Annotated in this window: 24 protein-coding genes and 1 tRNA gene; 20 read left to right on the forward strand and 5 right to left on the reverse strand. The window is 64.4% G+C overall.

What is annotated here, in order from left to right; translation table 11 throughout:
• Window positions 1-141: 141 nt before the first annotated feature.
• From ACIQLF_RS09315 to ACIQLF_RS09325, 3 genes are all read left to right on the forward strand, one after another.
• Window positions 142-1,158, forward strand: a complete 1,017-nt coding sequence (locus ACIQLF_RS09315; RefSeq protein WP_400297199.1) for an ABC transporter substrate-binding protein — start codon at window positions 142-144, stop codon at window positions 1,156-1,158.
• 93 nt (window positions 1,159-1,251) lie between these two features.
• Window positions 1,252-2,172 carry an ABC transporter permease gene (locus ACIQLF_RS09320; protein WP_400297202.1) on the forward strand — a complete coding sequence of 307 codons (921 nt, stop codon included), beginning with the start codon at window positions 1,252-1,254 and terminating at the stop codon, window positions 2,170-2,172.
• Window positions 2,165-2,956 carry an ABC transporter ATP-binding protein gene (locus ACIQLF_RS09325; RefSeq protein WP_400297204.1) on the forward strand — a complete coding sequence of 264 codons (792 nt, stop codon included), beginning with the start codon at window positions 2,165-2,167 and terminating at the stop codon, window positions 2,954-2,956. Before ACIQLF_RS09320 ends, ACIQLF_RS09325 begins: the two co-directional genes overlap by 8 nt.
• Window positions 2,957-3,130: 174 nt before the next feature.
• Here ACIQLF_RS09325 and ACIQLF_RS09330 read toward each other — a convergent pair whose 3' ends face one another.
• From ACIQLF_RS09330 to ACIQLF_RS09345, 4 genes are all read right to left on the reverse strand, one after another.
• Window positions 3,131-3,457, reverse strand: coding sequence for a hypothetical protein (locus ACIQLF_RS09330; RefSeq protein WP_400297207.1), 327 nt, complete (start codon window positions 3,455-3,457; stop codon window positions 3,131-3,133).
• A 144-nt stretch (window positions 3,458-3,601) separates the two neighbouring features.
• Window positions 3,602-5,110 carry a cardiolipin synthase gene (gene cls, locus ACIQLF_RS09335; protein ID WP_400297209.1) on the reverse strand — a complete coding sequence of 503 codons (1,509 nt, stop codon included), beginning with the start codon at window positions 5,108-5,110 and terminating at the stop codon, window positions 3,602-3,604.
• 92 nt (window positions 5,111-5,202) lie between these two features.
• Complete coding sequence (locus ACIQLF_RS09340; RefSeq protein ID WP_400297212.1) at window positions 5,203-6,669, reverse strand: carboxylesterase/lipase family protein; 1,467 nt, start codon at window positions 6,667-6,669, stop codon at window positions 5,203-5,205.
• A 387-nt stretch (window positions 6,670-7,056) separates the two neighbouring features.
• Entirely contained in the window at window positions 7,057-7,677 is a 621-nt protein-coding gene (locus tag ACIQLF_RS09345) for a D-alanyl-D-alanine carboxypeptidase family protein (protein ID WP_400297215.1), read from the reverse strand.
• Window positions 7,678-7,873: 196 nt separating this feature from the next.
• Here ACIQLF_RS09345 and ACIQLF_RS09350 point away from each other — a divergent pair, with 196 nt between their 5' ends.
• From ACIQLF_RS09350 to ACIQLF_RS09360, 3 genes are all read left to right on the forward strand, one after another.
• Window positions 7,874-9,175: a sensor histidine kinase gene (locus ACIQLF_RS09350; protein WP_400297743.1), complete on the forward strand. Its 1,302-nt coding sequence runs from the start codon at window positions 7,874-7,876 to the stop codon at window positions 9,173-9,175.
• A gap of 8 nt (window positions 9,176-9,183) precedes the next feature.
• Entirely contained in the window at window positions 9,184-9,837 is a 654-nt protein-coding gene (locus tag ACIQLF_RS09355; RefSeq protein WP_400297218.1) for a response regulator, read from the forward strand.
• A gap of 369 nt (window positions 9,838-10,206) precedes the next feature.
• Entirely contained in the window at window positions 10,207-11,055 is an 849-nt protein-coding gene (locus ACIQLF_RS09360; protein WP_400297221.1) for a slipin family protein, read from the forward strand.
• A gap of 85 nt (window positions 11,056-11,140) precedes the next feature.
• Here the strand turns inward: ACIQLF_RS09360 and ACIQLF_RS09365 are convergent.
• A tRNA-Arg gene (locus ACIQLF_RS09365) sits at window positions 11,141-11,216 on the reverse strand.
• Between the two features lie 202 nt (window positions 11,217-11,418).
• Between ACIQLF_RS09365 and argS the strand changes: the two genes are divergently transcribed.
• The 14 genes from argS (at window position 11,419) to ACIQLF_RS09435 (ending at window position 26,453) form a co-directional block, all read left to right on the forward strand.
• Window positions 11,419-13,059 carry an arginine--tRNA ligase gene (argS, locus tag ACIQLF_RS09370; RefSeq protein ID WP_400297224.1) on the forward strand — a complete coding sequence of 547 codons (1,641 nt, stop codon included), beginning with the start codon at window positions 11,419-11,421 and terminating at the stop codon, window positions 13,057-13,059.
• A gap of 4 nt (window positions 13,060-13,063) precedes the next feature.
• Window positions 13,064-14,485 carry a diaminopimelate decarboxylase gene (lysA, locus tag ACIQLF_RS09375; RefSeq protein ID WP_400297227.1) on the forward strand — a complete coding sequence of 474 codons (1,422 nt, stop codon included), beginning with the start codon at window positions 13,064-13,066 and terminating at the stop codon, window positions 14,483-14,485.
• An 8-nt stretch (window positions 14,486-14,493) separates the two neighbouring features.
• Window positions 14,494-15,780, forward strand: a complete 1,287-nt coding sequence (locus ACIQLF_RS09380) for a homoserine dehydrogenase (RefSeq protein ID WP_400297230.1) — start codon at window positions 14,494-14,496, stop codon at window positions 15,778-15,780.
• The gene (thrC, locus tag ACIQLF_RS09385; RefSeq protein WP_400297232.1) at window positions 15,781-16,881 is read left to right on the forward strand and encodes a threonine synthase; all 1,101 of its coding nucleotides are present in this window, start codon (window positions 15,781-15,783) and stop codon (window positions 16,879-16,881) included. It abuts the gene before it with no gap.
• A gap of 29 nt (window positions 16,882-16,910) precedes the next feature.
• On the forward strand, window positions 16,911-17,846 hold the full coding sequence (gene thrB / locus ACIQLF_RS09390) for a homoserine kinase (RefSeq protein WP_400297234.1): 936 nt from the start codon (window positions 16,911-16,913) through the stop codon (window positions 17,844-17,846).
• Between the two features lie 327 nt (window positions 17,847-18,173).
• Window positions 18,174-20,345: a transcription termination factor Rho gene (rho, locus tag ACIQLF_RS09395; RefSeq protein ID WP_400297237.1), complete on the forward strand. Its 2,172-nt coding sequence runs from the start codon at window positions 18,174-18,176 to the stop codon at window positions 20,343-20,345.
• Window positions 20,346-20,476: 131 nt separating this feature from the next.
• Complete coding sequence (prfA, locus tag ACIQLF_RS09400; protein WP_400297240.1) at window positions 20,477-21,559, forward strand: peptide chain release factor 1; 1,083 nt, start codon at window positions 20,477-20,479, stop codon at window positions 21,557-21,559.
• 6 nt (window positions 21,560-21,565) lie between these two features.
• Window positions 21,566-22,435 carry a peptide chain release factor N(5)-glutamine methyltransferase gene (gene prmC, locus ACIQLF_RS09405; RefSeq protein WP_400297242.1) on the forward strand — a complete coding sequence of 290 codons (870 nt, stop codon included), beginning with the start codon at window positions 21,566-21,568 and terminating at the stop codon, window positions 22,433-22,435.
• 21 nt (window positions 22,436-22,456) lie between these two features.
• Window positions 22,457-23,242 (forward strand): L-threonylcarbamoyladenylate synthase, encoded by a 786-nt coding sequence (locus ACIQLF_RS09410; protein ID WP_400297245.1) that lies wholly within the window; start codon window positions 22,457-22,459, stop codon window positions 23,240-23,242.
• On the forward strand, window positions 23,239-24,357 hold the full coding sequence (locus ACIQLF_RS09415; RefSeq protein ID WP_400297247.1) for an MraY family glycosyltransferase: 1,119 nt from the start codon (window positions 23,239-23,241) through the stop codon (window positions 24,355-24,357). Before ACIQLF_RS09410 ends, ACIQLF_RS09415 begins: the two co-directional genes overlap by 4 nt.
• A 156-nt stretch (window positions 24,358-24,513) precedes the next feature.
• Window positions 24,514-25,020: a hypothetical protein gene (locus tag ACIQLF_RS09420; RefSeq protein WP_400297249.1), complete on the forward strand. Its 507-nt coding sequence runs from the start codon at window positions 24,514-24,516 to the stop codon at window positions 25,018-25,020.
• A complete protein-coding gene (locus tag ACIQLF_RS09425) occupies window positions 25,004-25,237 on the forward strand; it encodes a hypothetical protein (protein WP_400297252.1) in 234 nt (77 codons plus the stop codon). Before ACIQLF_RS09420 ends, ACIQLF_RS09425 begins: the two co-directional genes overlap by 17 nt.
• Window positions 25,238-25,331: 94 nt before the next feature.
• Complete coding sequence (atpB, locus tag ACIQLF_RS09430) at window positions 25,332-26,138, forward strand: F0F1 ATP synthase subunit A (RefSeq protein WP_400297254.1); 807 nt, start codon at window positions 25,332-25,334, stop codon at window positions 26,136-26,138.
• Between the two features lie 99 nt (window positions 26,139-26,237).
• Window positions 26,238-26,453, forward strand: coding sequence for a F0F1 ATP synthase subunit C (locus tag ACIQLF_RS09435; RefSeq protein ID WP_209996269.1), 216 nt, complete (start codon window positions 26,238-26,240; stop codon window positions 26,451-26,453).
• The last annotated feature ends 59 nt before the right edge of the window (window positions 26,454-26,512 follow it).

Consider the following 26,512-nt stretch of genomic DNA (forward strand, 5'->3'; position numbering starts at 1 on the left):
GTGAGTTGATTCACATGTAGTATCTAGGTGATTCATGAGGAGAACTTCCGGCCGCAGGCAAGGACGTACGAATCCTGAACGGGCCCCGACGCGGCAATTGTCGAAGACCGGGCATGACTCGCATGTCGTGAAAGGAAAAACATGAAACTCTTCAAGTCCGCCCAGATCGCTGCCGGCCTCGCCGCCACCGCCTTGGTGCTCTCCGCCTGTGGCGGTTCCACCCCGGCGCCGGGCGCCTCCGGTTCGGCCCCGGCCGCCGAAGGACCGGTTGTCATCGGCATCGGCCAGTACGTCTCCCACCCGTCCCTCGACGCCGTTGTCACGGGATTCAAGAAGGGAATGGCGGACGCCGGCTACACCGGCGACGACAAGGTGAAGTACGACTTCGCCAACGCCCAGGCAGATCAGGCCAACAACACCGCCATGATCGGCAAGTTCGCCGCCGACAAGGACATGGACCTCGTGCTTGCCGTCGCCACGCCGACCGCACAGGCCGCGGCCCAGGCCATCACCACCATTCCGGTGCTCTTCTCGGCAGTGACCGATCCGCTGGCAGCCAAGCTCGTTGCGAGCCTTGAGGCCCCTGGCGGCAACGTCACCGGCACCTCGGACAAGAACCCGGTCAAGGAACAGCTGGAACTTCTCAAGAAGATCAAGCCGGAAGCCAAGACCGTCGGCATCGTCTACTCCTCGGGTGAAGTCAACTCGCAGGTGCAGGTCGAGTGGGCCAAGGAAGCCGGCGCAGAGCTCGGCCTGACCATCGAAGCGAAGGCCATCTCGGCTTCCTCCGAGGTCCAGCAGGCCGCTGCCGGCCTGAACGTCGACGCCTTCTACGTTCCGACCGACAACGCGGTTGTTTCTGCTCTCGAGGGCCTGCTGCAGGTCTCCCAGGACAAGAAGATCCCGGTCATCTCCGCAGACGGCGAGTCCGTCAAGCGCGGCGCCACCGCCACCTACGGCCTGAACTACGAGAAGCTCGGCGAGCAGACCGCTGCCATGGCCGTGAAGCTGCTCAAGGGCGAGGCGAAGGCGGAAACCATGCCGGTTGAAACCATCACCACGGTCGAGCTGTACGTCAACACCGCCGCTGCCGAGAAGATCGGCCTGACCTTCCCGGCCGACCTGCTCTCCGAGGCAGTCGAAACCTACACCAAGTAATCCCGACCGGATTTTCGGTCTTCCGGTGGCCGGTCGGTCAACACCGACCGGCCACCGACATTAACCCAACACTCGAAACGCAAGGATCCACCCATGATCACCGCGGTTGAACTAGGCCTGATCTACGCGATCATGGCACTCGGGGTCTACTTGACCTTCCGCATTCTCGACTTCCCGGACCTGACGGTCGACGGAAGCTTCACCACGGGCGCGGCTGTCGCCTCCATCTCGATCGTCAATGGCGTCAACCCGTACATTGCCACGATCCTCGCCTTCTTCGTCGGCTCACTCGCCGGCGTTGTCACGGGTCTGCTCCACACCAAGGGCAAGATCGATGGCCTGCTTGCAGGCATCCTGACGATGATTGCCCTGTACTCGATCAACCTGCGCATCATGGGCAAGGCCAACACCCCGTTGTTGGGCGAAACAACCGTCATGTCGTTCCTGCGCGAAAACAAGCTGCTGGGGACGCCGACCTCGATCGGGCTCATGGTCCTCGGCTGCCTGGTCGTCGTGGCACTGATCGTCTGGTTCCTGCGCACCGACGTCGGGCTGGCCATGCGTGCCACCGGCGACAACGAGGAAATGATCCGTTCCTTCGGCGTCAGCACCGACAACCAGAAGATCCTCGGCCTGGCCATCTCCAACGGCTTTGTCGGCCTCGCCGGCGCGCTCATCGCCCAGTACCAGGGCTTCGCCGACATCGGCATGGGCATCGGCGTCATCCTGATCGGCCTGGCCTCGGTCATCGTCGGACAGGCGATCTTCGGCCAGAAGGCCATCTGGATTGCCTGCATCGCCGTGGTCTTCGGCTCGGTCATCTACCGCCTGGTCATCCAGTTGGCGCTGAACGCCGGCCTGGAGGTCAACGACATGAAGCTGATCTCCGCCGTACTGGTTGTCATCGCGCTGATCCTGCCACAATGGAAGGGCTTTTCGAAGTTCGCCAACCGCATCCGCATCAACGGAAAAGCAGTTGCTCCAAAGGAAGACGCGGTGAAGACCAATGCTTGAGATCAAGAACCTTAACAAGACCTTCTTCCCCGGCACCGTCAATGAGCGCAAGGCCCTGCGCGACGTGAACCTCACGCTCAATGACGCCGAGTTCGTCACGGTCATCGGCTCCAACGGTGCCGGCAAGTCGACAATCCTGAACATGGTTGGCGGCAAGCTGCGCCCGGACACCGGAACCGTGAGCATCGACGGCAAGGAAGTCACCAGGCTTCCGGACCACGCGCGCGCCAAGTACATCGGCCGGGTCTTCCAGGACCCGATGGCCGGCACCGCGCCGAACATGTCGATCGAAGAGAACATGGCGCTGGCCCTGGGCCGCGGCAAGTTCCGCGGCCTGGCCATGGGCGTGAACAAGGGCAAGCGCGACTTGTTCGTCGAGGAACTGAAGTCCCTCGAGCTCGGGCTGGAAAACCGCCTGAAGGCCAAGGTCGGCCTGCTCTCGGGCGGCCAGCGCCAGGCGCTGAGCCTGCTCATGGCGACGTTCTCCGGACCGAAGATCCTGCTGCTCGACGAGCACACCGCGGCCCTTGACCCGCAGCGTGCCGCCCTGGTGGCCCGGCTGACCGAGGAAATCGTCGAACGCCACAAGCTCACCACGCTGATGGTCACGCACAACATGGAACAGGCGTTGCGCCTGGGCACCCGCTTGATCATGATGCACGACGGCCAGATCATCCTCGACCTGGACTCGGAGCAGAAGGCCAAGATGACGGTTCCGGACCTGCTGCACGAGTTCGAGAAGATCAAGGGCGCACAGCTCGATGACCGGACACTGCTTCAGTAGTTCCAGACTGATCCGCAAGACCTGAAGAACGAAGGAGCCGCATCCCACCGGGTGCGGCTCCTTCGTCGTCCGTGCGACGGTGCGGTTAGTTTTATCAACGCACATGCCTACATGTGTGCGGGATATCAGAGTGGTGAGCACCGCGGCATGAAGGCGAAGTTCAGGCTGCCGCAGTCATCGATTGCGCCGGGCATTGGGGTCGATCGGATACCCAAATTCCTCCAGGCAGTCCAGAACCTCCTCCGGGCGGTAGGTGTAGAACGACCACCAGACGTCGTTACTGACGAGGATTCCTATGGTGTGATACGTGTTCAATCCCCTCGGCTCCCTGAAGACTAACTTGACCTTTGAATGCTCAAGAAACCACGGACCAAAAAAGCGGTCCAGCCCGTAGCGGAGTCTGAATTCGAGCTTTTCCTCCGAAACTTTCAGCCGTATCCCGCGCGGGAAAACTCTAGCGACCGAGGGCATCCAAGCTCCTCCAATGAATTCCGTGGTCATGCGATTATCTCCATGGGTTGAACTGGTGCGGTGTCTTAGTCCAGGTGTTGCTCATGCCGCCATGGACCTCCGCTGGAAGAATTGGGGCAAAGCCCAGTCCTAGGTTGAGTTCCCCTCCGACCTCGTCGCTGCGCGGAAGGGAGCCTATTGCAGCGCCGAGGTGAGCCGGGCGATGTTGTCCAGCACCGTGGAGCGCAGCGGCTGCCTGAGCCATTCCTCGAGGGTCAGCAACCGGCTGATGTCCCGGTAGTGGTCCTCGACCTCGCGCATCTGGTGCACGAAGCCGACATCGCGGACCAGCATCGAGACCTCCATGTTCAGGCCGAACGAGCGCATGTCCATGTTGCTGGACCCGATCAGGGCCACGTCGTCGTCGATCGTGAAGTGCTTGGAGTGCAGGATGTAGGGTGCCGGGTACATGTAGATGCGCACCCCGGCGCGCAGCAGCTCCTCGTAGTACGAACGCTGTGCGTGGTAGACCAGCGCCTGGTCGCCGATCTCGGAGACAAACAGGTCAACCGGCACGCCGCGGGCCACTGCCGAGGTGATCGCGTACATCAGCGCCTCGTCGGGCACGAAGTACGGGGAGGTGATGACCACGCGCTGCTGCGCGGAATGGATCATGCCCAGGAACAGGCGGAGGTTGTTCTCGCGCTCGAACCCGGGTCCCGAGGGGACCACCTGGGTGAGCATGGTGCCCTGGTCCTCCCGGTGGTCGATCAGCGACCCGCCGAGCCGGCTCAGCGAGTCGCCCGCTGCGACGAGTTCGGCGCGGCGCACGCTCTCGGTGAGCACCTCCCCGGTTTCCGAGTACCAGTCGGAAATGAACACGGCATCCAGGGCTGCGACGCCGGGCCCGCGGAGTTCGAGGACCAGCTCCTGCCACTTGAGGCCGCGTGCGATGTTCTTCTTCACGTTGTAGTCGCGCGAGATCATGTTCAGCGATCCCATGTAGCCGACCCTGCCGTCGACCACGAGGATCTTGCGGTGGTTACGCAGGTCCGGGCGCTGGAACTTGCCTTCCAGTGGCAGCAGCGGAAGCATCAGGGCCCACTGGGCCCCCATGCCGTCCAGGCGTGCCTTGGTTTCCTTGTAGAACGGCTTGCCGCGGCAGGCCCAGTGGTCGAAGAGGACATTGACGCGCACGCCTCGTGCCACGGCGCGTTCGAGCGCATCGAAGAACGGGGCGGTCGTCGTGTCGAGGCTGAAGATGTAGAACTGGACGTGGACGTAGTCGGTGGCCCGGTCCACGGCCTCGGCCATGACCGCGATGGTGTCGTCGTAGTCTTCCAGCAGGCGGCCGCTGCTTCCATGCGTCAGGGGGAGCCCGCCGTACTTCGAGTTCATTTCGGCCAGGGAGTTGAACCAGGCCGGGTTTCCCGAGAGGTCCTGGTTGCGGCGTTCCTCGATGGACACGGCACGCATGAAGGCGTTGATTTCGTCCTGCACCTCGCGGCGCTTGCGGGGGAGCTTGGGGCTTCCGATCAGGAGGAAGAAGACCACCCCGACGTAGGGGATCAGGAAGATGGCAAGCAGCCAGGCCATGCCGGAGGTCGGACGGCGGTTGCGCGGCACGAAAATGATTGCCAGCACGCGGATCGTGATGTCGATGACGATGAGCGTGATGGCCCACCACAGTGCGTTGTTGAACATTCGTGCTTCTTTCCCCTGCCGAGAACCATGATCTTGATGTTCACGCTAGTCGATGTGGGAATGATTGTCGGGGAAAACCCCGCAGAACACGGTTAACCGAGTGCCTCGCATTCGTCGTCGCGCGGGGAGAAGACCACCTGATTATTCTTTCCGTCAAAGGTCTTGACCGGCCGGCTGAAGTCCCAGGCCGGCCATCCCGGATCACCCATGGTTGCAAAGCAGACCCACGCCTCGTGCATGGCGCTGGCCAGGGAATGGGGTGCGGAGTTGCCGACCAAGCCCACGGAGTCCGGCAATGCGAGGTTGTCGAAGACGAAGGGCAGCTCGACGGCATGGGCCGCGCCGAGTTCCTCGACCGGGCTCTTCCATGCGAATTCGTAGACATGGGTCTGTGCCCGGGCATGGTATCGGGCGTCGGCGACCTTGCTCATCGGGACCCGAAGCAGTTTGTCCGTCAGCAGTGCACCGAGGATCTCGCCGGCGGTCGCACCGGGGCGGTTCCGCTGGAACACCTTCAGGGCGGAGCGCGGAATCCCGACCTTCCGTCGGGCCATTGCCAGGTAGAGTCCGTTGACCTTGGCGCCCAAGCCCGTGGGGACCAGCCACAGCCGGGCCTCCTCGGTGGTCGTTCCGATCATGAGCGGCACGTTGCTGCCCTCGCCGTCAATCAGCGCGGCCATCGGATCCACTGGAACCAGCTCCGGCTCGATGGCCAAGGCGAATTGCGGCCCGCCGGACAGCGCGGTGGCCCCGGAAAGGACCCTGGCTTGCGACGCAAGCAGCTCGGCTGGGGACTTCGCCAGGAAATCCTCGCGGGCATCCAGGATGCCAAGATCCTGGGCGATGCGTTGGGAAACCCGCCGTGCCTTGGACACCGGCTGCGCGCTCAACGGGGCACTTTGGATGATCGCCCGGGCCATCAAGCTGTTGGCCCGGGGATGGGCCAGCAGGGCGGCGAGCGTGTTGCCGCCGGCGGATTGGCCGCATGCCGTGACCTGGGCCGGGTTCCCGCCAAAGGCCTCGATGTTGGCCTTGACCCACTCAAGGGCGGCGATTTGATCGGCAAGGCCCAGGTTCATCGGTGCGTCCTCGAGCACCGAAAACCCTTCGATGCCCAGACGGTAGTTCACCGAAACAAAAACGATCGCATCCCGCGCAAAGGCGCTTCCGTCGTACCCGGGGAGTGCATTGGACCCATGGCTCAAGGATCCGCCGTGAAACCAGACCATGACCGGCCGCAAGGTGCTGCCCCTGTGGGCCGGGGCAAAGATGTTCACATTCAGGTACTCGTCCCCGGGAATGTTGACCGTGGGCAAAAGGCGTCCCAGGGGGCCTTCGTAGGCAACCTGCGGTGCCGTGGGACCCATGTTCGTGGCAGGCCGGGGCTCGGTCCAACGGTGGGGAAGGACCGGTAACGCAAAGCGAAGCTCCCCGACCGGCGCCGCGGCATAGGGAACGCCCAAATAGTGCTCGATCCCGCCGGCCAGGAATCCCTCGACCGGACCGGAGAGCGTTCGCCTGATCACCGGCACGATTTGCTGCTGATCGCTGACGCTCATGAGCTTCCCCTCCCACCTGTTTGCGTAGACAGATCCAAGACCAGATTAGCCGCGCAAGGTGGACATTGGCAGGGGGTCAAATGCGACCGGCGCCTCGCGGTCCGGAGGACGTGTTTTCACGGGCCCGGCCGAAGCCCCGGCTTGCTTCTGCCTCCGTCGCGGACCGTGTCCCGAGGGAAACGGCAACCGTCCGGGGTACATGAAGGCGTGGGCTGCCTGGACGCAACGGGGGATTGCCCGACTTGCCGGATTCCAGGGAAAGGCCACACCTCCGCGATCCCTGGTTTCGCGGGCTGCGCTCGCCGGAGTGCCGCCGCCGGGTCAGCATCCGATGGCGGTCGTGGCATACGGGGATGACGACCCGCCCGCGGGCACGCCGAGGCAGGGCTAACTCTCACCCATGTAGGTCCAGTGCCACGGTTCACCCTTGACCGTGTTCTTGAAACCAAAGGACCCGGCCCGCGATTCCATCCAACGCAACGCGTCGCCGTCCAGCTTCAAATCGACGCTCAGCCCCAAACCGTGGTCGCTTTCACCGACGGGTGCCGCGGTTCCTCCGTCCGAGAGCAAGCCATGGCGTTTGATGAGTCCTTCCTGCTCGGACAGGGTGCGGTACGCGGAATTGACCTGAAGCTCGTGTCCATCCCTGTGCAAGGCCCGTTTCATTTTCATGAACCGTTCGGCAGCCACGGGAATCAATTTGCGGCCGGGAGCTATTTCCTCCAACTCGGATGCGGGGATTTTCCCGTTGCCGTAGATCGCACCGAGCATGCCGATGTCCTCGGCGCCAAACCCTGCCGCTGTGGCCGTCGGCGTATTCGCAAAACCGGATGCCCCTGGATCCTTCGGCGGCCACAGCGCGTACGCGAAACCAAGCAACGAGACGATGAGTATCGACAGTGAGGTCGTCACAATGCCAATTCGCAGCATTCGGGAGAAAGGCGAGCGTGGTGTTTGCGAAGGAAATCTCATCATGCTCCAATCCTTCGCGTTTTTGGCTTCGGGCACATCAGGCCACGGTATCTATGTAAAAACCGCGGATGGTACCCAGGGATGATGGGTCCCGGTACCTCAGGTCGATCACGCCGGCACGCAATTACGCCTAACGTTGGAGTATGCAAACCCCTGTTCCTTTCGCCGCCGGCGTGGTGCCACTTCCGCAAACCTGCGCACCGGCGCGATCGGACGCAGGCATTTGGGCGTGATGAAGGCCCTGCCCGCCAAGCCGACCCGTTCCTGGATTCGATGGCAGCCCGATGCAATAGTTGCGGTTGTTTTCATCTCCGTCGTGGTTTTCGGACACGAATACTTCCTCGGGTGGCCGGGCTCCTGGCGCGGGCCCGATCCCGCGGACGCGGTCGCTTTCATCGGCATTGCAGCGCTCGGGGTGGCATGCGCCCGGGCCATGCCGGGCCTGGCGATTTCCTTGATCTGGCTGTCTACATTGCTGCAAGTCAACAACAGGTTCGACATCCTCCTCAGCCAGTTGGCCGCGCTCTATGTGGTGGGCATGGCCGCCCGTTTCGGCAGCAGGACCTGGGTTGCGCTCTCGGGATTGTCGATCCTCCTGGGCTCGGCACTCGGAACGCTGTACATGATCCGCATCGATTCATGGCTCGTGGGACCCGTCATTCGTGCCGTGGAATACAACCAGTGGCCCAGCAGCAACCAGGTCATCGCGGTTTTTGTTGCGACCGCGTCGATGATGACGCTGCCCTGGCTGCTGGGCCTGATGATCAGGCTCTTTGCCGGCAAGCAATCGGCCGAGCTCTACACGGCCCAGGCGCGTGAAGAGGCCGACAACGCGCTGGAACTTGCCCGGCTGCGGGCCGAGAACGCGGCCCTGGCACGAGACGTGCACGACGTGGTGGGGCACTCCCTGGCCGTGATCATTGCCCAGGCGGACGCGATCCGATTCATCCCGGATTCCGATGTCGCAAAGATCCGCGAAACGACGGGAACCATCGCCGAGGCGGCCCGCCGTTCCCTGGGGGAGGTGCGCCACGTGTTGTCGCAAACCGCGGAAGCGACGACGCCCGACCGCGGGAGCGAAAGCAGCGAGGCCCTGAAAACGGCGCAGCTCGGCCTCCTGCCCCCGAGGACCTCGGACATCTCGGCGATCCTGGACAATGTCAGGGCGACCGGATACGACGTCACGGAGGAAACTCTGGGGGAGCCGGTGCCGTTGCCGGCGGGGCTGCTACCGGTCATCAGGCGCATCATCCAGGAGATGCTGGCAAACGCACTGCACCACGGGACGGAAACAACGCCGATCTACGTCCGCCACTACTGGGGCGCCACGAGCTACACGCTCAGCGTGACAAACTATTTCGAGGTTTCCGCGCCGAATCCGCGAAGCGGAACAGGCCTCGGAGGAATGCGCGAACGGCTTGCCTCCGTTGCCGGAACGCTCAGCATCGATACGGACGAAGGCGACGGGGGTGCCCCGAGCATCTTCACGATCGCCGCAACATTTCCGCTAAACAATGAATGGACGGGCCGTTGAACGACCAAATGATCAGTGTTGTGTTGGTCGATGACCAGCAGCTTTTCCGGTCCGGGCTGGCAATCATCGTGGGCGCGCAAAGGGACATGGAAGTGGTGGGTCAGGCCGCCGACGGCACCGAGGCGCTGGAAGCCATCGCCGCGCACAAGCCGGACGTGGTGCTCATGGATGTGCAGATGTCGCCAATGGGCGGCGTCGAGGCAACGCGGAAGATCTTCTCCGACACCACCGGCCGATTCGAAAAGGTCCCGAAGGTCATCATGCTCACCACCTTCGACTGGGACCACCATGCGGCCACGGCGGTCCGGCATGGAGCCAGCGGGTTCCTCCTGAAAGACAGCACCCCGGAATTCGTCTGTGAATCGATCCGGGCGGTGCATGCCGGGAATTCGGTGATTGCCCCGCAGAATCTTGCCGCGCTGCTTGAAGCCGAACCGGTGCCGGTGCCCGATGTCCCCGCGCTTTTCGACGAGCTCACGGAGCGCGAAAAGGAGGTCTTTGCGGCGGTGGCACTGGGCCTGGCGAACCAGGAAATCTCGGCAAAATTGTTCCTGAGCGAGTCGACCGTCAAGACCCACATCGGGGCGATCCTGCGCAAGCTCGACCTGCGCGACCGGGTCCAGATTGTCGTCTACTCATACGAAAACGGGATCCGGCGCTAACCGGAATCGGCCCGTCCGCTTCCGGTGTATCGAGTATCACGTGGCGTGGATGCGGGGGATTGTCGGCATTGGCTGTAATGTTCGTAGCAGCCAATACGCCTTTCTCAAGGTTTGTTGCGGCTAGACCCCCACTGAGATTCGCCGTCGCTGTGGGGGTCGCTCTATTTAGCCTCCAAGCCGAATTCGGCTCTTCTCCGCAGATGCTCCAGGGTCTTTCGACTCTCCACCGCAGGCAAAGCCCGTCATACATTGGTGGTAGCGACCATGCGCTTCACACGGACGCGTAGCGGCGTCCCTCCATCGGTCCGACCGCCGCCTGCGGTTTGCGTGTCCAGCGTCTGGAAACTTCAGTCGTCATAAGGACATGCCATGACACTCACCGTCGTCATCTACGCGGTCATCACCTTCCTGGTCATCATTCTTGCCAGGCTGGCCGTCCACGTGGTCAAGCAATATGAAAAGGGCGTGGTCTTCCGCCTGGGCCGCGTCATCGGCGCGAGGCAGCCGGGCCTGATCGTCATCATCCCCGTGATCGACAGGCTGACGAAGGTCTCCCTGCGAATCATCACGCTGCCCATCCAGTCCCAGGGCATCATCACGCGGGACAACGTCAGCGTCGACATCTCCGCGGTCGCGTACTTCCGTGTCGTTGACGCCGTGAAGTCGGTGGTCGCCATCGAAAACGTCTACGCGGCCATCGACCAAATCGCCCAGACCACCCTGCGCAAGGTGGTCGGCCAGCACACCCTTGATGAGACTCTGGCCGAAACGGACGTCATCAACTCCGGGATCCGCGAAATCCTGGACGTGACAACGATCGAGTGGGGAGTCGAGGTGACCCTGGTCGAGCTCAAGGACATCCAGCTTCCCGAGAGCATGAAACGTGCGATGGCCCGCCAGGCCGAGGCAGAACGCGAGAAGCGGGCAAAGATCATCGCCGCACAGGGTGAGTCCCTGGCCGCAGCGGCGCTCGGTGATGCATCGGACACCATGATGGCCCACCCGCTGGCCCTCCAGCTGAGGAACCTCCAGACGCTGGTGGAGCTCGGGGTCGACAAGAATTCGACCGTTGTCTTCCCCGCCCCGCTGATGAGCACCATCAGCGAACTGGGCGCCTTCCTGGCCCGCGAAAACGACTCGGCGAACCGCGCGGCTGCATCCGTGACGGCGATTGCCGCGAAGCAGGGCGACGAGGAAGCCCGCCACCTGGCCGCGTAGCGCAGGGCCCGTCGGCGGACGGATCGGGGCAAAACAAAAAACCCCTTGTTTCGCGCATGATTGCTGCGAAACAAGGGGTTTTCCTTGGTGCCCTCGAAAGGATTCGAACCTTCGACCTTCCGCTCCGGAGGCGGACGCTCTATCCCCTGAGCTACGAGGGCGTGCTGGACTTCGACAACCGATTTCTCGGCGGATGTTTCATTTCCAGCGGGGAACGTAAAAGAGCTTAGCAGGTGTGAAGTGCCGAATCACAAATCGGGGGTCGGCGCGGCGGGAGCATGGGCCAAATGCCGCGTTGAGGTGTGCGACATGGCGGCGTCACAACAGCAAAAGACGCGCGCGACCCCGGGTTATCCTTGAGGGGTGACTCCTGAAGAACTCTCCACAGCCATTTCCGCTTGCCTCCGTGACGCTGTCGACGCCGGCCAGATTTCCGTTGAAGTACCCGAGACTGTGCGTGTGGAGCGACCGAAGAGTCGCGAGCACGGCGATTGGGCCACCAACATCGCCCTGCAGCTGGGCAAGAAGGCCGGGATGAACCCGCGCGACTTCGCCCAGATCCTTGCCACGCGCCTGGCCGACGCCGCGGGCGTCGCCAAGGTCGACATCGCCGGACCCGGCTTCCTGAACATCACCCTCGAGGCAGGTGCTGCCGGCGAGCTCGCCAAGGCCATCGTCGAGGCCGGCGCCGCCTACGGCACCAACGAGGCCCTGGTCGGCCACAACATCAACATGGAGTTCGTCTCCGCCAACCCGACCGGCCCGCTGCACATCGGACACACCCGCTGGGCCGCGCTGGGCGACTCGATCGCACGCGTGCTCAAGGCCAGCGGCGCGACCGTCACCTCCGAGTACTACATCAACGACGCCGGCAACCAGATGAACATCTTTGCCCAGTCCGTCTACAACCGCCTGCACGGCCTGCCGGTGCCGGAGGGTGGATACCCTGGTGGATACATCAAGGAACTGGCCGACACCGTCCTCTCCGACCACCCGGACATCCGCGAACTCACCGAGGTTGCCGCCCTGCCGGTCATCCGGCACGCCGCCTATGTGGCGCAGATGGCCGACATCAAGGAGACGCTCAACGACTTCGGCGTCGAGTTCGACATCTTCTTCTCCGAGGAGGAACTGCATTCCGGCGGCGCCGTCGAGGACGCCGTGGCCCGCCTGCGCGAGCAGGGCCACATCGACGACACCGACGGTGCCGTGTGGCTGCGCACCACCGATTTCGGTGATGACAAGGACCGCGTGCTGATCCGCGCCAACGGCGAGCCCACCTACTTCGCCGCCGACGCCGCCTACTACCTCTCCAAGAAGGACCGCGGCTTCACCGAGAAGATCTACCTGCTCGGCGCCGACCACCACGGCTACGTCAACCGCCTCAAGGCCATCGCGGCCGCCGCGGGCGACGACCCGAAGGTCAACATCGAGGTGCTGATCGGCCAGCTGATCTCCGTGAACGGCGCACGCCTTTCCAAGCGCGCCGGCAACATCATCGAGCTGCGCGACTTGATCAACTGGCTCGGCGCCGACGCGCTGCGCTACTCGCTGGGCCGCTACCCGGCCGACTCGCCGATGACGATCGACCCGGAGCAGCTGAAGAAGAACACCAACGACAACCCGGTGTTCTACGTCCAGTACGCCCACGCGCGCTCGGCCGCCGCTGCCCGCAACGCCGTCGAGAAGGGTGTCACCCGCACCGATTTCGATGCGACGCTGCTGACCCACGAAACGGAAAACGACCTGCTGGCAGCGCTGGGGCAGTTCCCGTCCGTCGTCGCCCAGGCCGCCACACACCGCGAACCGCACCGCGTGGCACGCCACATCGAGCTGCTTGCCGGCGCCTACCACTCCTGGTACGCCGCCTGCCGCGTCACCCCGATCGGCGACGAGCCGGTCGAGGCCATCCACCGCACCCGACTATGGCTGAACGACGCCACCACCCAGGTACTGGCCAACGGCCTTGGCCTGCTGGGCGTGTCCGCGCCGGAGAAGATGTAATCCCATGGCTATTTCCCCCCTTGCACCCGAGTGGCTTTCCTTCCCCGAAGACGCCAACGCCCTGCGCCCCATCGAGTGGGCCGCGGGCGTGGCCCGGACCGAGGGCGGGGAACTGGCCGTCCAGGGACTGCCGGTCTCGGAACTCGCCCAGCAGTTCGGCACCCCGCTGTTCGTGCTTGACGAGAACGACTTCCGGGCCCGTGCCCGCGGGTTCAAGCAGGCCTTTGACGCTGCCTTCGCAGACCTGTGCGGCGGCGTGGACGTCTACTACGCCGGCAAGGCATTCCTGAGCACCGAGGTGGCCCGCTGGGTCACCGCCGAGGGCCTGCGCCTGGACACCTGCTCCGGCGGGGAAATGGCAGTGGCCCGCGTGGCCGGCGTGCCCGCAGCGAACCTCTCGCTGCACGGCAACAACAAGTCGGTCACCGAGATCCGCACGGCCCTCGAGGCGGATCTGGGCCGCATCGTCGTCGACTCGCTCGACGAGCTGGAGCGCGTCGCGTTGCTGGCCCGGGAAACCGGCAAGCGCGCCAACGTCATGCTGCGGCTGACCCCCGGCGTGCACGCCAGCACCCACGAGTTCATCGCCACGGCGCACGAGGACCAGAAGTTCGGGCTCTCCATGATCCCCGTGGGCGGGGACGTTTCCCCGGCCGCAGCGGCCGTCAACTTTGCGCTGGAGCACGAGGAGCTGAACCTGCTGGGCCTGCACGCCCACATCGGCTCGCAGATCTTCGAGGCGGAGGGCTTTGCCCTGGCCGCGCAGAAGATGCTCGGCTTCCTGGCCGGGATCAAGGAAATCCATGGCGTGGAGCTCCCGGAACTGGACCTGGGCGGCGGCTACGGCATCGCCTACACCGAGGTCGACACCCCGAGCGCCCCGGCAACGCTTGCCGCGGCCATGGCCAAGGTCGTCGGCGAAACCGCCCTCGAGCTGGGCATCGCCGTGCCGCGCATCTCGATCGAACCGGGCCGCGCCATCGCCGGCACCTCCACCTTCACCCTCTACGAGGCCGGCGTGCGCAAGTCCGTCCAGGTGGAAACCGAGGACGGCATCCTGGTGCCGCGCCGCTACGTTTCGATCGACGGCGGCATGAGCGACAACGCCCGCCCGGTGCTCTACGACGCGGACTACACGGCCGTGCTGGCCTCGCGTGTGACGGCAAGTGAACCGATTATTTCCCGCGTGGTTGGCAAACACTGCGAGTCCGGTGACATAGTCGTAAGGGACGTTTACCTGCCCGAGGATGTTGCCGCCGGCGATCTGCTCGCCGTACCGGGAACCGGGGCCTACTGCTGGGCATTGGCCAGCAACTACAACTACCTTGGCCGCCCGGCCGTTGTTGCGGTGCGCGACGGTGCCGCACGCGCCATCATCCGCAGGGAAACCGAAGCCGATCTGTTGGCCCGCGACTTGGGAGCATAGTTAGAAACGTGAAGACACTGAAGGTGGCCCTGCTTGGCTGCGGCAATGTGGGGGCCCAGGTTGCACGCATCCTGCTGGACGATGCATCGGTGCTTGCCGACCGCGCCGGGGCAAAACTCAAGTTGACGGGCATTGCAGTACGCAATGTAGCAACCCAGCGCGACGGGCAGATTCCCGCCGAGCTGTTCACCACCGATTCGGCCGCCCTGGTCGACGAAGCGGACATCGTCATCGAGCTGCTCGGCGGCCTCGAGCCGGCCGGCGAGCTGATCGGCCGCGCGCTGAGCCGCGGCGCCTCTGTCATCACGGGAAACAAGGCGCTGCTTGCCGCCCGCGGCGCGGAACTGAGCGCGCTGGCCTTCGCCAACGACGCCCAGCTGCGCTACGAGGCCGCAGTCGCCGGCGCCATCCCGATCCTGCGCCCGATCTCCGACTCGCTCTCCGGAGACCGGATCACCAAGGTCATGGGCATCGTCAACGGCACCACCAACTTCATCCTCGACGCGATGGACACCACCGGCGCCCAGTTCGCTGACGTGCTCGCCGAGGCGCAGGCCCTGGGCTACGCCGAGGCGGACCCGACGGCCGACGTCGAGGGGCACGATGCCGCGGCCAAGGCCGCGATCCTCGCATCGCTTTCCTTCCACACGGATTTCGCCCTGGAAAACGTGTACTGCGAAGGCATCTCGAAGATCACCGCCGGCGACGTGGCCGCGGCCAAGGACGCCGGCATGGTCATCAAGCTGCTGGCCATCGCCGAACGCGGCGAGAACGGCATCGGCGTGCGCGTGCACCCGACGCTGCTGCCCCGCACCCACCCGCTGGCAGCCGTGCACGGCGCGTTCAACGCGGTCTTCGTCGAGGCGGAAAACGCCGGCGAGCTGATGTTCTACGGCCGCGGCGCCGGCGGATCGCCGACCGCATCCGCCGTGCTGGGCGACACCGTCGCGGTGGCACGCCGCGTGGTCTCCGGCGGCCCGCTGCCGGCCATCGCCGCCCAGCAGTCCGTCAAGGTCTTGGACTTCAGCGAGGCCGCGACCAGCTACGCCATCGGCCTGCGCGTCTCCGACGAACCGGGTGTGCTTGCCTTGATCGCCACGATCTTCGCCACGCACGGCGTCTCCATCGAGGCCCTGCGCCAGACCGTGAACCGGGATGCCGACACCGCGGTCGCCGAGCTGCGCATCGTCACCCACCGCTCCACCGAATCCGCCCTCTCCGCCACCGTTGCGGCAGTGGCGGAATTGGCTGCCGTCCAAGAAGTAATCTCTGTCCTGCGAGTTGAAGGAAACTAAGTGGCCCACCAGTGGCGCGGAGTCATCCGCGAATATGCCGACCGCCTGCCCGTTGACGAAAACACCAAGGTCATTACGCTCGGCGAGGGCGGAACACCCCTGGTGTTCGCCCCGGCACTGAGCGAACTGACAGGTTCGTCGGTCTACCTCAAGGTAGAGGGCATGAACCCGACCGGGTCCTTCAAGGACCGCGGCATGACCATGGCCATGACCGCCGCCGTTGCGGCCGGCGCCAAGGCAGTGGTGTGCGCATCCACCGGCAACACCTCGGCCTCCGCCGCCGCCTACGCAACCCAGGCCGGTCTCAAGTGCGCCGTGCTGGTTCCGGACGGAAAGATCTCCATGGGCAAGATGTCCCAGGCGATCGCGCACGGCGCGGACATCATCCAGATCGATGGCAACTTCGACAACTGCCTCGAGGTTGCCCGCAAGCTCAGCGAAAACTACCCGGTGTTCCTGGTGAACTCGGTGAACCCGGCGCGCATCGAGGGCCAGAAGACCGGCGCCTTCGAGGTCGTCGACTACCTGGGCGACGCCCCGGACTACCACGTGCTTCCGGTGGGCAACGCGGGCAACATCACCGCCTACTGGAAGGGCTACAAGGAGTACTCCTCCGAGTACACCAACCAGGCAGGCGACGTGCTGGCACCGGTGTCCACCAAGACGCCGATCATGTGGGGCTTCCAGGCCGCCGGCGCGGCACCGATCGTGCTGGGCCACCCGGTGACCGAACCCGACACCATTGCCACCGCCATCCGCATCGGCAACCCCGCATCCTGGAAGCAGGCCGAGGAAGCCCGCGACGAGTCCGGCGGGTTGATCGACTCGGTCACCGACGAGGAAATCCTCGCCGCGCACCGCTGGCTCTCCTCCCGCGAGGGCGTTTTCGTGGAGCCGGGCTCCGCCGCCGGTGTTGCCGGGCTGATCAAGCACCACGCCGCGGGCGAGGTGCCGACGGGCAAGACCATCGTGATCACCGTGACCGGCCACGGCCTGAAGGACCCGGACTGGGCCCTGAAGACCGAAGACGGTTCCGAGGTTTCACCGACCAAGGTCGATTTCGATGTTGTCGCCGTCGCCGGCGCGCTCGGCCTTGCTTAAACGCAATTCACCAAGGGAATAAACGCAACATGGCGCAAATACAGGCCGGACAGACGATTGCCGTGCACGTGCCGGCAACGACGGCCAACCTGGGGCCGGGCTTCGACGTGTTGGGCATGGCGTTGTCGGTGTTCGACACGCTGGTTGTCCACACCGTCGCGGAGCCCGGGGTAGTGGTCATGATGACGGGGGAGGGCGCAGACACGCTGCCCACCGATGAGACCCACCTGATCGCCAAGACCATCCTGGAACGCTGGGCCGAGCTCGGCTACGAGGCCTGCGGCCTGCGCCTTGAAGCGACAAACCGCATTCCCCACGGCCGCGGCATGGGCTCCAGCGCCGCTGCCATGGTCAGCGCCTTGGCTGCTGCCAACGCGCTGCTTCCCGCCGACGCGCAGGAGGGCCTGGAGGAGATCTTCCAGGCCTCCGCGCGCTGGGAAGGCCACCCGGACAATGTGGCGCCCGCCGTCTTCGGCGGACTCACGCTGTCATGGGTCGACGGCAGCGGATTCGGCACCCTGAACGGGGTGCTGCACGAATCGATCGTCCCGGTCATCGCCATTCCGGACGTCGAGCTTTCCACCCATGCGGCCCGCGGCCTGCTGCCGGAGACGGTTCCGCATGCTCTGGCCGCCGCCAACGGCGGGCGCGTGGGCCTTTTGATCCACGCATTGGCCCACGAACCGAGCGCATTGCTGCTTGGCACCGAGGACTTCCTGCACCAGTCCTTCCGGGCCCCGGCCATGGCGCCGAGCGCCGCACTGATCGCCCACCTGCGCTCGCTTGGCCACGCGGCCGTCGTATCGGGTGCCGGTCCCACGGTGCTGGTGCTTTGTGCCGGGACCGAGGAAGCGGAAACCGTCGCACGGACCATCGCGGAACACGCGGCGAACCACCGCGAAACTTCTTGGCGTGTCCAGATTCCGTCTGTGCCGCAAAGCGGTGTTAGAGTAGAAGTGCTTTAGCACAAGTCTCTAAAAGAACCACTCCAGATCTTGGGGATGGTTCATTGCGTTTAGTGCAACCGTCAAACGCCGCGTATTTGCGGCGCGCGACCGCCGCCAAACCAGTTTTAGCCAGGCGCGCAAGCACCCTCACACCATCCGATTGAGTTCATCGTCTTTGATGGGCATTCAGTCCTTTGATGTGTCCCACGCACGATCGACCGAGGTATTGGCCTTCACAGGGTCCGTGCACGGTTCAACCTTTCCCGCATCTGAAGCGGGCAAAGGGCAGTCAAACGTTGCGGATCTCTCTGATGCGATCCGCCCGACGAGGGGGAAGGAACCTTCGTGACCGAAACCACCAGCCTTAATGCAGGCGTGGAAGAAAACAACGCATCCAAGGGCGGCGGACTTGCCGGCCTTAAGCTTGCACAATTGCAGGCGCTTGCGTCCCAGCTGGGTATCACCGGCGGATCCCGGATGCGCAAGAGCGATCTTGTCACCGCGATTTCCAACCACCAGCGTGGCGGCTCCGTAGCCGACCGCGATGCCAAGGCCAAGGCCGAACCGAAGGTGGAAGCGGCAGCCGAAACCAAGACCGAGTCCAAGGCCAAGGCCCCGGCCCGGCGCACCGCCAAGTCGGCCGTGAAGACCGAATCCGAGGCTCCGGCCGAGGTTTCGGAGGCTCCAGCCTCCGAGGAACGCGCACCGCGCCGCGGCCGCAGCCGCCGTGCAGAATCCACCGGAACCGTTGCAGCTCCGGCAGCAGTGGCAACCGAAGCAGCAGAAGCCGTCGAGGCCCCTGTCGCTGAGGAGCGCGCACCGCGCCGCAACTCCCGCAACCGCCGCGCCGAGTCCGCTCCGAGCGCGCCTGCAGCCGAGAAGCCGGCAACGGCAAACGCCGAGGCCGCCGAGACCGCGACCGCCGTTGCAACCGAGGGCGAGACCGCCGAGGGCACCCACGAGGGCCGCCCGGAGCGCACCGACCGCCACGACCGCAATCGCAACCGCCGCGACCGCAACCGCAACCGCCGCGAAAGCAACGTCGAGCACGCCGAAACCGTCGAGGCCCCCGAGGCCGTCGAGGAAAAGGTTGCCGAGAAGCCCGCAGCACAGGCCGAGGAGCGCGTCCGCGAGTCCGCCGAGGACCGCAACGCCAACCGCCGCGAGCGCAACCGCGAACGCAACGAGCGCAACCGCGAACGCAACCGCGAACGCAACGAGCGTGGCGGCAACGAGCGCGGCAACGACCGCCCCGAGCGCAGCGAACGTGTGGATCGCAACGACCGCAACGACCGCAGTGACCGCAATTCGCGCAACCGCCGCAACCGCAACCAGCCGGATGTCGACGACACCGAGATGAACGAGAACGACGTGCTGTTGCCCGTCGCCGGCATCCTGGACGTCCTGGACAACTACGCGTTCATCCGCACCACCGGCTACCTTGCCGGCCCGAACGACGTCTACGTCACCCTGAACCAGGTCAAGAAGTACAACCTGCGCAAGGGCGACGCCGTGGTCGGTGCCATCCGTGCACCGCGCGAGAACGAAAACGTCAACACCCGTGCCAAGTTCAACGCACTGGTGAAGCTGACGGCCATCAACGGCAAGACCCCTGAAGAGAACGTCAACCGCGTTGACTTCTCCAAGCTGGTCCCGCTGTACCCGAAGGACCGCCTGCGCCTGGAAACCGACCCGAAGCTGGTCGGCCCGCGTGTCATCGACCTGGTTGCCCCGATCGGCAAGGGCCAGCGCGGCCTGATCGTTTCGCCGCCGAAGGCCGGCAAGACGCTGATCCTGCAGTCGATCGCGAACGCCATCACCATCAACAACCCAGAGGTCCACCTCATGATGGTGTTGGTTGACGAGCGTCCCGAAGAAGTCACCGACATGCAGCGCACCGTCAAGGGCGAGGTCATTGCCTCGACCTTCGACCGCCCGGCCGATGACCACACCACCGTCGCCGAGCTCGCCATCGAGCGCGCCAAGCGCCTGGTGGAAATGGGCATGGACGTCGTGGTCCTGCTTGACTCGATGACCCGCCTGGGCCGTGCGTACAACCTGGCGGCCCCGGCCTCCGGACGCATCCTCTCCGGTGGCGTCGATTCCTCGGCGCTGTACCCGCCGAAGCGCTTCTTCGGTGCCGCACGCAACATCGAAAACGGCGGCTCGCTGACCATCCTTGCAACCGCGCTCGTCGAGACCGGTTCCAAGATGGACGAGGTCATCTTCGAGGAGTTCAAGGGCACCGGCAACATGGAGCTCCGCCTGTCCCGCAAGCTCGCGGACAAGCGCATCTTCCCGGCCGTCGACGTCAACGAGTCGGGCACCCGCCGCGAAGAGAACCTGCTGTCCCCGGACGAGGTTCGCATCATGTGGCGCCTGCGCCGCGTGCTCTCGGGCCTCGACACGCAGCAGGCACTGGAAACCCTCACGGGCAAGATCCGCGAGACCTCTTCCAATGCCGAGTTCCTGATGCTCATCAACAAGACCACGCTGGGTTCCAAGAACGACGCCTAGCTACGCCACACGCCCGGTTTTGCCGTGCCCGCTTTCCAGCGGGCACGGCGGACCGGGCGTCGGTCGTTAACACCGCATTCCCCTTTTTGTTCCTAGAATGGAACTAGCCGTCGTGAAAGAAGTTGAAACCCATGTTTGAGTCCGTCAAGGGACTACTCGATGAGCACGCAGCCCTGCAGGCGCAGCTCTCGGATCCCGCCGTTTACCAGGACCAGGGCCTTGCCCGCAAGCTCGGCCGCCGTTCGGCCGAGCTCAACGGCATCGTCGAGGCGCACAAGCGCTGGAAGCAGATGACCGAGGACCTCGAGGCCGCCCGCGAAATGGCCGAAGAGGACCCGGACTTCGCCGACGAGGTCGCCGAGCTCGAGGAGCAGCTGCCCGCCGCCGAGGAAAAGCTCCGCCGCCTGCTGATCCCGCGCGACCCCAACGATGCACGCGATGTCATCCTTGAGGTCAAGGGCGGCGAAGGCGGCGACGAGGCCGCGCTGTTCGCGGCGGACCTGTTGCGCATGTACACCCGCTATGCGGAAACCAAGGGCTGGAAGACCGAGATGATCTCGTTCAACGAGTCCGACCTCGGCGGCTACAAGGACGCCCAGGTTGCCATCAAGGGCAAGTCCAACGACCCCGCCGAGGGCGTCTACGCACACCTGAAGTTCGAGGGCGGCGTGCACCGCGTGCAGCGCGTGCCGCAGACCGAGTCCCAGGGACGCATCCACACCTCGGCCGCCGGCGTGCTGATCCTCCCCGAGGTCGACGAGCCGGAAGAGGTCGAGATCCACGCGAACGACCTGAAGATCGACGTGTACCGCGCCTCGGGCCCGGGCGGCCAGTCGGTCAACACCACCGACTCCGCCGTGCGCATCACCCACCTCCCCACGGGCATCGTGGTGGCCATGCAGAACGAGAAGTCGCAGCTGCAGAACCGCGAGGCCGGCATGCGCGTGCTGCGTTCGCGCATCCTCGCCCACCACCAGGCGATCATCGACGCGGAGAACTCCGACATCCGCAAGTCGCAGGTGCGCACCATGGACCGCTCCGAGCGCATCCGCACCTACAACTACCCCGAAAACCGCATCGCCGACCACCGCACCGGGTACAAGGCCTACAACCTTGACGCCGTGATGAACGGCGACCTGGATCCGCTGATCAACTCCTGCATCGAGATGGACGAGCAGCAGCGCCTGGACGCCATCGGCGGGGACAAGGACTAAACAGCCATGTCCGACAAGTGTTTCGGCCAGCCTCTGGCTGAGGTGTTGGCCGAAGCCACGGCAACCTTGGCCGCGGCCGGCGTCCCCTCCCCGGCAGTGGACGCCGAGCTGTTGGCCGCCCACGTGCTGAACACCAGCCGCGGGCGGCTCAAGAGCCTGCAGATGATGGGGGAGTCCTTCTCCGTCGCGGACGATGTCGCCTATGCCAAGCTGGTGGCACGGCGGGCAACGCGCGAACCGCTGCAGCACCTCACCGGCGTCGCGTACTTCAGGTACCTGGAGCTCGAGGTGGGACCCGGCGTGTTTGTGCCGCGGCCGGAGACGGAAACGGTGGTGCAGATCGCCGTCGACTTCGCCAAGGAGCTGGAAGGTCCGCGCCTGGTGGACCTGGGGACGGGGTCCGGCGCCATCGCCGGTTCGCTGGCCCACGAGCTGTCCGGCGCCGAGGTGCACGCGGTGGAGCTTTCAGACCTCGCCTTCCCCTATGCGCAGCGCAACCTTGCCCCGCTGGGGGTCCACCTCATCCAGGGCGACATGCGGGACGCGTTTGCGGAACTCGACGGCACCTGCGACGTGGTGGTCTCCAACCCGCCGTACATCCCGGCCAACGCGGTTCCGCGCGAGCCGGAGGCCCGCGACCATGACCCGCGGATGGCGCTCTACGGCGGCGGCGAGGACGGCATGGTCATGCCGCGCGCGGCCGAGCGTTCGGCGGCAAGGCTGCTGCGTCCCGGGGGACTGTTCGTGATGGAGCATGCCGAGGTGCAGGCGCCGCAAATGGCCGCACTGTTTGAAGAGGGCGGCGTCTGGAGCAACATCCAGACGCACCGCGACTTGACCGGTCGAGACCGCTCGACCAGCGGAATCCGCCGCTAGCAGGACCCTACACATGGAAGAATGGACAGCGTGACTTCACGTTTTGACGCCCTAGATAGCCAGCAACGGGATGCCGGACTGGCCGCAGCGCAGGCTGCGCTCTCCGCGCAACGTTGCATTGTGATGCCCACGGACACCGTCTACGGCATCGCCGCCGACGCATTTTCCGCGCAGGCTGTGTCCACATTGCTGGCTTGCAAGGGCAGGGGACGGAACATGCCGCCCCCGGTTCTGATTCCCGCGATCCAGACCATGGACGGGCTTGCCGTCGATGTGCCCGACGATGCCCGGGCCCTGGCCGAGGAATTCTGGCCCGGCGCCCTCACCCTGATCCTGCAGGCCCAGCCGTCGCTGACCTGGGACCTGGGGGAGACCCGCGGAACCGTGGCGCTGCGCGTTCCCGACGACGAGGTGGCCCGCGACCTGCTGGCCGTCACCGGCCCGCTGGCCGTGTCCTCGGCCAACCGCACCGGCCGGCCCGCGGCGGCCACCGCGGCCGAGGCCTTCGAGCAGCTCGGCGAATCGGTCGACGTCTACCTCGAGGCAGGGCCGCGCCCCGTCAGCGGCGAGGCCCTGAGTTCCACCATCATCGACTGCACCCTGAATCCGCCGCGCTTGGTTCGCGAGGGCGCGCTCGGCCTGGAAGCGTTGCGCGTGGTCGTTCCTGGCCTGCTGGGTCTCGGCGAGGAGCCGCCGGTGGCGAATGCCGACGCTGAGCCGGAAACCGCCGCAGACCCAGAATCCGAAACGACTGAAGAAGACGCCGGGGAGGCCCGCGCGGCAACGGAGCCGGCCACCGACTCATGAGAACTTATCTCCTGCTGATCGGTGTCGCGTTCATAACCTCATACTTGCTGACGCCGGTGCTGCGCGCCGTCGGCGTCCGGTTCCTGCCCGAGGGCCCGGTGCGCCAGCGCGACATGCACAAGCGTCCGACCCCGAAGCTCGGCGGCGTGGCCATCATCGGAGCGATCTACCTCGGTCTCGCGATGGCCAGCCGGATCCCGTTCTTCGACGGGATCTTCCGGAACCCGGAACCGATCCAGGGCGTGGCCATTGCGCTGGCCGTGGTGTTGGTCATGGGTGTCATGGATGACCTGATGGACCTGAAATGGTGGATCAAGCTGATCGGGCAGACGTCCATCGGCTTGATCATCGCCGGACACGGGATCGTCATCAAGGCCCTGCCCGTCGGATCCGTGAATTTCGAATCGCAGGCGGCGCGCGTGGCGGTGACAGTCATCCTGATCGTCTTGATCATGAATGCCATCAACTTCATGGACGGCCTCGACGGGCTGGCCGCAGGGGTTTCCGCCATTGGCGCTGCAACGTTTTTCATTTACAGCTACTACCTGGCGACGCGCGTGAGCGCCGAGGACTACTCAAACTTCTCCGCGCTGCTGTGCGCGATACTCCTGGGTGCTGCGCTCGGGTTCCTGCCGCACAACTTCAACCCGGCCTCGATCTTCATGGGGGAGAGCGGGGTGCTCGCGATCGGGTTGCTGCTCGCGGTGTCCTCCATCGCCGTCACGGGCGACGTGTTGGGGGAGGACGCCTTCCGTTTCCGAAATGTACCCGCCTACATGCCCGTCATCCTTCCTGCCGCGGTGATCATACTCCCGCTCTTGGATCTGGGGCTGTCCGTCATCCGGCGCATGTCCCGCGGGCAGTCGCCGTTCCACGCCGACCAAGGACACATGCACCACCGCATGGTCCAGGGTGGGCACAGTGAGCAGACCACCGTCATTCTCATGTACCTTTGGGCTGCACTCTGCGCTTCGGGTGTGATGGCGTTTTCGTTGCTCAACCGCAAGATCGTTGTCCCCATTTATATTGCGGCGCTAATTTCTGTGGGGTTCGCCACATGGTGGCCGAAGATCCGGCTTGGCTACGCGCAGTTCAAGGCCGGTCGCGGGAAGTAGTCCCAGCGGCGCTCGGGCGAGTGTGGATTCCTCACGTCGAGCGGCCGTTCTATCTCGTGTAGAATTCAATGAGGCTTCCATTGGAGGCCAATCCCCACCAAACTCCTTGTTGCGCGGCAACCCTGCGTCAGGGGCTGCTGTATGCAAGGGAATAGGATGCAGATGATCAAGCCGGTTCGCGGCTCGAAGGCCAACGGTGCGCTTGCCGCCTCGTCGGCTCCGCGTTCCCCTTGGATGGGCATCCTGAAGACATGCACCGCCTACACGATCAGTGTCGGTACTGCCGCTTCCCTTGTGCTGTGGCCAATTCTCGGCGCGCAATTTGCTGGTTCCATCGGGTTTGGCATGGGTCTGGTCATCATATTTTTTGGTGTCAGCCTGCTCATCGCCGAACTGGCTGGCCGATATCGCAGCAGCTGGGCCCTTCCGGCCTTCTTGTTCACCTACGTGCTCAAGATCTTCGGCATGGGCTTCCTGGTTCTGTTTTCCGGGCTTCCCGATTGGGTTCACCGCCCCGCTTTCATGTGGGGGGCCATCGGATCCCTGGTCCTTTGGCAATTTGGTGAGATCCGCGCCTTCTCCAAGGCTCGCCTCCCCATCTTTGACGACGAAGAACCGACCACGCCCGGAAGCGGAGAGGCCCAGCATGGAAACCCACGCTAAGCACCCCGATGAAATGCCTCATGAACGACCGGTGCGTGAGTTCATCAACTACACCGTTGGCGGGCTCATCGCTTGGGGTTTGATAGGCTGGGGTCTGGATCTTTTACTGGACACCCGATGGATACTCTTCGTTGGTGCGCTGCTTGGTGCCACCGCGGGATACTTCTTGGCTAGCCATCATCAACGGCACCGACGCCGCGAAGACAGTACCGAGTAATGAGATCGACCACTAGAACTTCACACGGTGAGCGGCGCCCTGCGCCGAGTCACCAACTTTGCCCCATGACCGAAACTGCAGAGAGGACAGCGCGTTGACCGCGTTTGCGCTTCCGACGGCCACAGAACCATATGTCCCGCCGACAATTTCCGACACCCACCTTCCCGAGGTGTTTCCTTGGCTAGCCGAGTACGGGACCGGTTTCGGCAAGCAGATGATCATGATCATCCTTTCGATCATCTTGATCGTGTGGTTCTTCAAGTCCGCAATTAAGAACCCGAAGTTGGTTCCAGGCAAGGCTCAGTTCCTTGCAGAAAGCGCCTACGGCTTTGTTCGCAACTCCGTTGGCCGCGACATCATCGGCGAAAAGAACTTCCGCCCCTGGGTACCGCTGCTTTTCGCAACCTTCTTCTTCGTCCTGCTGAACAACCTCTTCGGCGCGATTCCGTTCCTTCAGATCCCATCGTTCTCGCACGCCGGTTCGGCGTACGCAATGGCGATCATCATCTACGGCACCTGGATTGCCGTAGGCGTGAAGAACCACGGTATCCGCTACTTCAAGTTGGCAGTCGTTCCTTCCGGCGTGCCGGGCTGGATCATGCCGCTGATGGTGCCGTTGGAAATCATCTCCAACTTCATCGTTCGCCCGCTGACTCACTCGCTGCGTTTGATGGCCACCATGCTGGCCGGCCACATGATCGTGATGCTTGCCGCCACCGGCGCACGCCACCTGATCGTGGTCCAGGAATCGCTGGCCCTGAACGCCGTTGGCGTTGCGGTCATCGCCGGTTCCGTTGCGATGTACTTCCTTGAACTCTTGATCATGGTCCTGCAGGCCTTCGTATTCACCCTGCTGACCGCCATCTACATCCAGGGTGCCCTGGATGCAGACGCCCACTAAGCATTCGGGCGCGCACTAAACCAACACAAAGCTTTCCCCTTCATCAGGGAATGACCTCACAACCTGCCGACAAAGTGTCGGTATCTTGAAAGGAACGAAATGGAACTCCACGGCTCCCTCAACATGATCGGCTACGGCCTGGCTGCTATCGGTTCGGCCATCGGCGTGGGCATGATCTTCGCTGCCTACATCAACGGCGTTGCTCGCCAGCCGGAAGCACAGCGCATCCTTCAGCCAATCGCCATGCTGGGCTTCGCCCTTGCAGAAGCACTGGCAATCTTGGGCTTGGTCTTCGCCTTCGTCATCGGCGCTTAGTTCCTTTGGTGGTGGCCCTGCCACTGTCGCAGGGCTATTGCAATTGGAACTTAAGAGAT

The sequence above is a fragment of the Paeniglutamicibacter sp. NPDC091659 genome, assembly GCF_044756805.1.
In the GTDB taxonomy this organism is placed as follows: Bacteria; Actinomycetota; Actinomycetes; order Actinomycetales; family Micrococcaceae; genus Paeniglutamicibacter.

Coding starts and splice junctions, on each gene's coding strand:
- ACIQLF_RS09315 (WP_400297199.1), top strand. CDS start 142: ATGAAACTCTTCAAGTCCGCCCAGATCGCTGCCGGCCTCGCCGCCACC.
- ACIQLF_RS09320 (WP_400297202.1), top strand. CDS start 1,252: ATGATCACCGCGGTTGAACTAGGCCTGATCTACGCGATCATGGCACTC.
- ACIQLF_RS09325 (WP_400297204.1), top strand. CDS start 2,165: ATGCTTGAGATCAAGAACCTTAACAAGACCTTCTTCCCCGGCACCGTC.
- ACIQLF_RS09330 (WP_400297207.1), bottom strand. CDS start 3,457: ATGACCACGGAATTCATTGGAGGAGCTTGGATGCCCTCGGTCGCTAGA.
- cls (WP_400297209.1), bottom strand. CDS start 5,110: ATGTTCAACAACGCACTGTGGTGGGCCATCACGCTCATCGTCATCGAC.
- ACIQLF_RS09340 (WP_400297212.1), bottom strand. CDS start 6,669: ATGAGCGTCAGCGATCAGCAGCAAATCGTGCCGGTGATCAGGCGAACG.
- ACIQLF_RS09350 (WP_400297743.1), top strand. CDS start 7,874: ATGAAGGCCCTGCCCGCCAAGCCGACCCGTTCCTGGATTCGATGGCAG.
- ACIQLF_RS09355 (WP_400297218.1), top strand. CDS start 9,184: ATGATCAGTGTTGTGTTGGTCGATGACCAGCAGCTTTTCCGGTCCGGG.
- ACIQLF_RS09360 (WP_400297221.1), top strand. CDS start 10,207: ATGACACTCACCGTCGTCATCTACGCGGTCATCACCTTCCTGGTCATC.
- lysA (WP_400297227.1), top strand. CDS start 13,064: ATGGCTATTTCCCCCCTTGCACCCGAGTGGCTTTCCTTCCCCGAAGAC.
- thrB (WP_400297234.1), top strand. CDS start 16,911: ATGGCGCAAATACAGGCCGGACAGACGATTGCCGTGCACGTGCCGGCA.
- prfA (WP_400297240.1), top strand. CDS start 20,477: ATGTTTGAGTCCGTCAAGGGACTACTCGATGAGCACGCAGCCCTGCAG.
- prmC (WP_400297242.1), top strand. CDS start 21,566: ATGTCCGACAAGTGTTTCGGCCAGCCTCTGGCTGAGGTGTTGGCCGAA.
- ACIQLF_RS09410 (WP_400297245.1), top strand. CDS start 22,457: ATGGACAGCGTGACTTCACGTTTTGACGCCCTAGATAGCCAGCAACGG.
- ACIQLF_RS09415 (WP_400297247.1), top strand. CDS start 23,239: ATGAGAACTTATCTCCTGCTGATCGGTGTCGCGTTCATAACCTCATAC.
- ACIQLF_RS09420 (WP_400297249.1), top strand. CDS start 24,514: ATGCAGATGATCAAGCCGGTTCGCGGCTCGAAGGCCAACGGTGCGCTT.
- ACIQLF_RS09425 (WP_400297252.1), top strand. CDS start 25,004: ATGGAAACCCACGCTAAGCACCCCGATGAAATGCCTCATGAACGACCG.
- ACIQLF_RS09435 (WP_209996269.1), top strand. CDS start 26,238: ATGGAACTCCACGGCTCCCTCAACATGATCGGCTACGGCCTGGCTGCT.